Genomic DNA, 6,190 nt, shown 5'->3' with positions numbered 1-6,190 from the left:
CGATCCTCCTCTGCAACAACGATCACCGGTTTCTGGTGCGCGAGGAGTTGGAACGCGCCGGCCTCGAGCCGCGCGCCATCGTGCTTGAGCCGATCGCGCGCAACACGGCGCCGGCCATCGCGGTCGCGGCGCTGATTGCGCTTGCCGACAATCCGGACGCCGTTCTCGCGGTCATGCCGTCCGATCACGTCATCGAAGACGGCGCGGCGTTCGCCAAGAACATCCGGCGCGCGGCGGAGGTTGCGGCGACGGGCAAGCTCGTCCTCTTCGGCATCAAGCCGACGGAACCGCATACGGGTTACGGTTACATCAAGCGCGGCGCGGCGCTCGCGGGCTTCGACGGTCATGCGTTCGCCGTCGAGAGCTTTGCGGAAAAGCCCGATCGCGTCACGGCGGAGCGCTATCTCGCCGATGGCGGCTATTTCTGGAACAGCGGTATCTTCGCGCTCAACGCCAAGACGTATCTCGCCGAGATCGAGCGGCTGGAGCCGAAAATCCTCGCGGCGGCGCGGGCGGCGCTGGCGGGGGCGACGGAAGACCTCGGTTTCCTGCGCCTCGATCGCGCCGGCTTCGCGGCGTCGCCCAACATTTCGATCGATTACGCGGTGATGGAGAAGACGCGGGCGGCGGCGATCCTGCCGATGGACGTCGGCTGGAACGACGTCGGCTCATGGTCGTCGCTGTGGGACATCGCGCCTCGCGACGACAAGGGCAACTTCATCAAGGGCGAAGCGGTGCTCGAGGATACGTCGGATTGCTACGTGCATTCCGAGCGCGCGCTGGTCTCGACGATCGGCGTCAACGATCTCATCATCGTCAACACGCCGGACGCGCTGCTCGTCGCGGACAAGAGTCGCACGCAGGATGTTTCCAAGATCGTGCAGCGGCTGAAGCAATCGAACCGCAAGGAGCAGGAGCAGCACCTCAGAAACTACCGGCCGTGGGGTTACTTCGAGACGCTCAACATCGGGCCGCGGTTTCAGGTGAAGCTGTTGCATGTGAAGCCCGGCGGCATGCTGTCAATGCAAATGCATCATCACCGGTCGGAGCATTGGATCGTTGTGCAGGGGACGGCGCAGGTGTCGATCGGCGAGAAGGAGCAGCTCGTGCGCGAGAACGAGAGCGTCTACATTTTCGCGACGCAATGGCACCGGCTGCAAAATCCCGGCAAGGTGCCGGTTGAAATCATCGAAGTGCAGATCGGCTCGTACCTCGGCGAGGACGACATCATGCGCACCGACGACATCTACCATCGCCAGCCCGAAGAGACGAAGTGACGGGCGTGGTGGCGACAGGATCCCGGAATGCGGGCCCTTACTTTTGAACTGGGAATGCGGGTCTGCCTCGGCTGTAGCCATAGAGGACCCCGTTTGCCCAAGCTATTCTTAGGCGCGCCCCCGCGAAATCACCGGTCGCCAAGCACCAAGCGCCTCGGAGAGAGGTTTTCGCAATTTTTCCTAGAATGTAGGGCGGCGGGTAGCGATACTTGCGAATGAGGTAGCCGAAGCCTCGCCCATAAGCTGTGGTTCGGCGCGCTCTCTCCGCAATAGGGGCGCCATCATCGATCGGGTCATGGTATATCGTGAGTTCCGGAAAGTACCATCCGGCAGCTCCCTTCCCGAGGGCCCGCAACAGAAAGTCCGTTTCTTCGCCCGATTGGAAGTCGCTCGCTGCGCCGAGGCCCAGCCCTTCATCGAAGTTCAGTGATTGAGCGAGCATGCGTTCGATGAAAATCGTATTGGAGTTGCCGGCCTCGAAAATGTTTTCGCGCGTTATCAGTGCTTCCTCGGTCAGCATGACTGTTACGTCGTGTCCTTCGAGATCGATGGACCGGCCCGTGATGATGTTGAGCTTCGAATTCCTCCGGAAGGTGTCCAGAACTTCTTCGACCACCGTCGGCCGATACCAGACGTCATCGTCGGGAAACCCGACATATCGGCCGGAACTTGCTGCGAGGCCGACGTTCCTTGCCCTTGAAAGGCCTGGCCGCGAACGCAAATGTTTTATGCGGAGCGCGGGAAATTTCTGGATCGTCGCGTCCAGAAATCCTTCGGGGTTTTGATCGACGATAATGACTTCAAAGTTCTTGCGCGTCTGCACGTTCAATGAGCGCAACAGACGCTCGAGCGGCTTCACGCGGCCCAAAGTGCAGACGAGAAGCGTAAGAAGAACCGCTTGCGGTGCATCGTTTGCCATCATCAGCTTTTCCGTCACGCTGGCAAAGATATGAGGTCTGCGAGATCTGCTTCAACCTAACTCAAGCATAGTTCGTTGCCACTAGGCATAACGACCGACAAGTTAGCTGAAGATGTCGTTGGCCGTCGCGGAATGTGCCGCGCGCTTAATAAATGGCATCAATCTTAAGGACCGGTTGGGATCTCGTTGCTTCAAAATTGGTGCAACGTTGAGCGATCGCCTCACATGGATCCGGCGACGGCGAGAAGCCCTACTGCGACCAGGCTTCCGGCCCAAAAGGTGTCGAGGTTGATCCAGGCTTTGGAGAGAATCTGCAAGCCGAAATAGCGATAGACGCCCCATGCGACGGCTCCGCCGGCGGCGATCATGGCGACGGCGTGCACGGCCGAGACGAGGATCGCCAAGCCAAGGTTGTTCGCAACGATCGACATCGCGCCGTCGTGGTCCATCAGTGACGACGGCTTCGTCGTGCAGAGCCCGAGATACATCGGGACCAGCATCAAGCCGGCCCCATGAGCAACTGCGATGGCAAAAGACCAGAGACCGAGCTCTGCCGGCGGGATGCGGGCGAGTATCCGCGGGTGCCGGCGATAGCCGTACAACAGAATGCCAACGCCGATCACGATCAAGGCGGCCGCGAGGCGGATCTCGTGGTTCCAATACTGCAGAGCCGTCAACATGCCGAAGGGCAATAGAATGACGCCCATCGCGAGGAAATGGCCGCCGGCGAGTGGCGCCAGTGCGCCAAAGAGTGCCGATGGGCGGCGTTCCATCAATCCGGCGGCCACCGCGAGCGGCCAACCCATGCCGGGGTTGAGCCCGTGATAAACTCCGCTCGCAATAACCGCGAGCCAGAGTGCGGTGTTCCAGCCGTCATCCATCGTCAATCAAGCCGAGGAATAGCAGAACGAGTCGGTTGAGCAATCGCCGCCCTCGAGCCGCACCTGGTGCGTCCGATATCCGTCGGGAACTTCGACCCGGAATGTCTTATCGAAGGCGACGCCGCCCGCTGGATTGACGTTGACGAGCGCCATGGCTCCCGGCACACCCTCCGGATAGAATTGATCATCCCACGTCGAATAGAGCGAGTTTGTTACGTAGACGCGTTTTCCGTCGCGACTGATTTCGAGCATTTGCGGGCCGCCGGCGAAGGCTGTCCCATCGGGCAAAGCGGCTTTCCGGGCAATGCCACCGGCGTGGAGACTGCCGACAAGTTTCGGTTTGCGCGGGGTGGTGACATCATACTGGCGAAGCTCGCCAGTGCCCCAGCAGGCGACATAGAGAAATTTATCATCCAGCGAGAGATCGATGTCCGTGATCAACGGGGGAACCGCGCCAAAGCCTTTCAGAAGCGGCGGCAGCAATGACGGATCGGCCGGTTCAGCCGGAATCGTCGCCGTTTTCTCGATGCGGAATTCCGAGCCTTCCCGCCACCATGTCCAGATCGATCCCTCGAGGTTCGTGGTATCGACGACGACGCCGAGGAAGCCATATTCGCGCGCAGGATCATGGGCTGGGCGCACTTCGAGCGCCATTTGATGGTTGGCGCCGAGATCGATGGTTTGAACGTTGCGGCGGGCGCGCAAATTCCAGAAGTGAACGTGATGGCCGTATTTGTTGGCGAGCAGGTCTTCTGGAACGATGCCGTTTTCAAATTGCGGCGGCAGGCCCCACTCACTGCTCACCATGTAGTCGCGTGGAAGGTTCCACCAGAAGTCATAATGTAGAAGCTGCGGTCCGCGATCAATTTCCCAACGGCCGAGCACGTCGAAGGTCTCGCAGTCGAGGATGAAGATTCCTGGCGGTCCGTCGGTGCCGTCGGGACCTGCGCCGCCAAGGGTGCTGACGTAAATGCCATCCGGTCCGCAATGCACGGTATGAGGGCGCGAATATCCGGTTTTGTGGAAGATCTCTTCCGGCTCGATGATCTTGTGAATTTTTGCCTGGGTTGGGTGCGGCTTGGTATCGATGATGTAAAGCCGCGACGATCGGAGCCCCGGGATGATCAGGTATCGTCTCTCGAGGAATGCGTGGCCAGTGAGCGGCGACAGAGCCGACGAGCATGCGTTCCATCCAAAATGGTGGAACTCGTCGCCTTTGTTCGGCATCGTCACCGTGTGTACGATTTTTCCATACTGGGCAGACGAGGGATCGACGTCGACAATGGCGAGCGCGTCGGGCTTCGAAAAATCCGGACTGAGAAGCAGCGTGTAGGCGAACTTCTCAGGCGGAGCTTCGCTTGCGAGCTTCGGAGATGCGTGAAAGGTTGGATCGGGTCTCTGGACCATTACTCATCTCCGTTCCGTTGGTCGTCTTCCCGCGCGCATGTGAGCGCAAATGTTTGCTATGGGTCAGCGGTAGACGCGGGAGACATGCCGTTTTGAATTAGCGGTATTTGCGCTTTTTCTGCCGCGTTGTTTGGCTGCTGCTTCTCTTATTCGTAAAAGATGTCACGACGGCGGACGCTGATTCAAGAGATCCATCAGCAGTGATCGTTCCTCCGCCACCCTTGGCAAATCCAAAAGTTACGAGCCGGGTTGCGAGCGTGTGAGCCTCCGCAAGATCGTGCGTCACCATGACGATCGTCGTGCGGCTTTCACGCCAAAGCCGGAGAACGACGCGGTGCAGTTGTGCACGCGTTTCGGGATCCAGCGCGCCGAAAGGCTCATCAAGCAGCAATACTTTCGGACGGCTGATGAGAGCTTGAGCGATAGCTAAACGCTGGCGCATTCCGCCCGACAGTTGGCTCGGGTATTTCGATGCGGCCTGTTCGAGCCCAACGTCCACAAGTGCTTGCTTAGCCTCCTCAATGAGCTTCTTGCGTTCTTCACCGAAGACGCGGCCGAGAAACCGTGAGCGTTTGAACTGCGGCCCGACAAGCACGTTTTGCAACGCAGTCTTGTGGGGGAAGACCGAATAGTCCTGGAAGACGACGCCGCGATCGGGTGCGGGGAAGGGAGAGATCGGAGCGCCGTCAATCGTGATTTCTCCGGCGCTGGGTTGCAACTGGCTGAGAAGCAAACGGATAAACGTCGTCTTTCCGCTTCCCGACGGGCCGGTAACCACGCAGAACTCGCCGCTCGCGACGTCGAGATTTACGCCGGAGAGGACGGGATGGCCGTCGATGACGACGTTCAGATTGCGGACGGAAATCTGGCTCATCTTGTGCTTCCAGGTTGTGACCATGGTGAGAGCCGCTTCGCCCCCCACCTTAGCGCAAGATCGAGCGTGAAGGCCAATAGGCCGATCCAGATAACGTAAGGGATGATGACGTCCATCGCCATATATCGCCGGACGAGAAAGATGCGGTATCCAAGGCCGCTTTGCGCCGCGATTGCCTCTCCGGACAGCACGAAGAGCCATGCCGGCCCGAGGCTCAGACGAATGCTTTCGAGAAGGCGCGGAAAGATTTGCGGCAGCACGATGTGGAGCGTGATCAGCCATGTCGATCCGTAGAGCGTCTGCGCCTTGATCAGCATTTCCTTTGGTATTTCTTGGGTCCGCGCGGCGATGTCCCTCGCAATAAACGGCGCGATGCCTATCACGATCAGGATGATTTTCGAGACGTCGCCCAAGCCGAAAGCGATGAACAATATGGGCAGAAGCGTAATCGGCGGAATGATCGAAAGCACAGCGATGAACGGTGCAAGCGTCGCGCGCGCAAGGGGTATCAGGCCGACGGCGATGCCAATGCACAGACCGATAATGGCGGCGATGCCGAGCCCTAGGCCCAGCCGTTCGAGGCTCGCTAGCGTGTCGGCCACAATGACAAGGTGACCCGAGATCGGATCCGGCTCGAAGCCGACGCGTTGAAGTCCGCCGAGCATCGTCGTGAGCGATGGCAGGAGATTGTCGCGTGCATTGACGAGCAGCCGTTCCGCCGACGCGAACGCGTAAACGCTCGCGACGGCGATGAAGGGGGCCGCCCCGAGGGCAATCGTCAGCCCTTGGGACGGTTTCGTGTTGAGTAAGCGGGCCATCGGAATCGGATCTG

The 6,190-nt window shown here is 59.7% G+C and carries 6 protein-coding genes; 1 reads left to right on the top strand and 5 read right to left on the bottom strand.

Annotation, left to right across the window (positions count from 1 at the left end; all coding sequences use genetic code 11):
• The first annotated feature begins 2 nt into the window (after window positions 1-2).
• A complete protein-coding gene (locus tag BM399_RS19520) occupies window positions 3-1,277 on the top strand; it encodes a mannose-1-phosphate guanylyltransferase/mannose-6-phosphate isomerase (protein ID WP_244531385.1) in 1,275 nt (424 codons plus the stop codon).
• 37 nt (window positions 1,278-1,314) lie between these two features.
• On the opposite strand, the gene BM399_RS19515 is transcribed toward BM399_RS19520, so the two are convergent.
• The 5 genes from BM399_RS19515 to BM399_RS19495 form a co-directional block, all read right to left on the bottom strand.
• Window positions 1,315-2,199 carry a glycosyltransferase family 2 protein gene (locus tag BM399_RS19515; protein ID WP_143117876.1) on the bottom strand — a complete coding sequence of 295 codons (885 nt, stop codon included), beginning with the start codon at window positions 2,197-2,199 and terminating at the stop codon, window positions 1,315-1,317.
• 218 nt (window positions 2,200-2,417) lie between these two features.
• Window positions 2,418-3,077 (bottom strand): hypothetical protein, encoded by a 660-nt coding sequence (locus BM399_RS19510; RefSeq protein WP_092869487.1) that lies wholly within the window; start codon window positions 3,075-3,077, stop codon window positions 2,418-2,420.
• Between the two features lie 6 nt (window positions 3,078-3,083).
• Window positions 3,084-4,484 (bottom strand): selenium-binding protein SBP56-related protein, encoded by a 1,401-nt coding sequence (locus tag BM399_RS19505; RefSeq protein ID WP_092869444.1) that lies wholly within the window; start codon window positions 4,482-4,484, stop codon window positions 3,084-3,086.
• A gap of 97 nt (window positions 4,485-4,581) precedes the next feature.
• Window positions 4,582-5,358 (bottom strand): ABC transporter ATP-binding protein, encoded by a 777-nt coding sequence (locus BM399_RS19500; RefSeq protein WP_092869486.1) that lies wholly within the window; start codon window positions 5,356-5,358, stop codon window positions 4,582-4,584.
• The gene (locus BM399_RS19495; RefSeq protein ID WP_092869443.1) at window positions 5,355-6,176 is read right to left on the bottom strand and encodes an ABC transporter permease; all 822 of its coding nucleotides are present in this window, start codon (window positions 6,174-6,176) and stop codon (window positions 5,355-5,357) included. The genes BM399_RS19500 and BM399_RS19495 overlap by 4 nt, the downstream gene beginning before the upstream one ends.
• Window positions 6,177-6,190 lie beyond the last annotated feature (14 nt).

This window comes from Hyphomicrobium facile, assembly GCF_900116175.1.
Lineage (GTDB): Bacteria > Pseudomonadota > Alphaproteobacteria > Rhizobiales > Hyphomicrobiaceae > Hyphomicrobium_B > Hyphomicrobium_B facile.
Note: the sequence above shows the minus strand (reverse complement) of the source record. Positions and strands in the feature narration are given on the sequence as shown.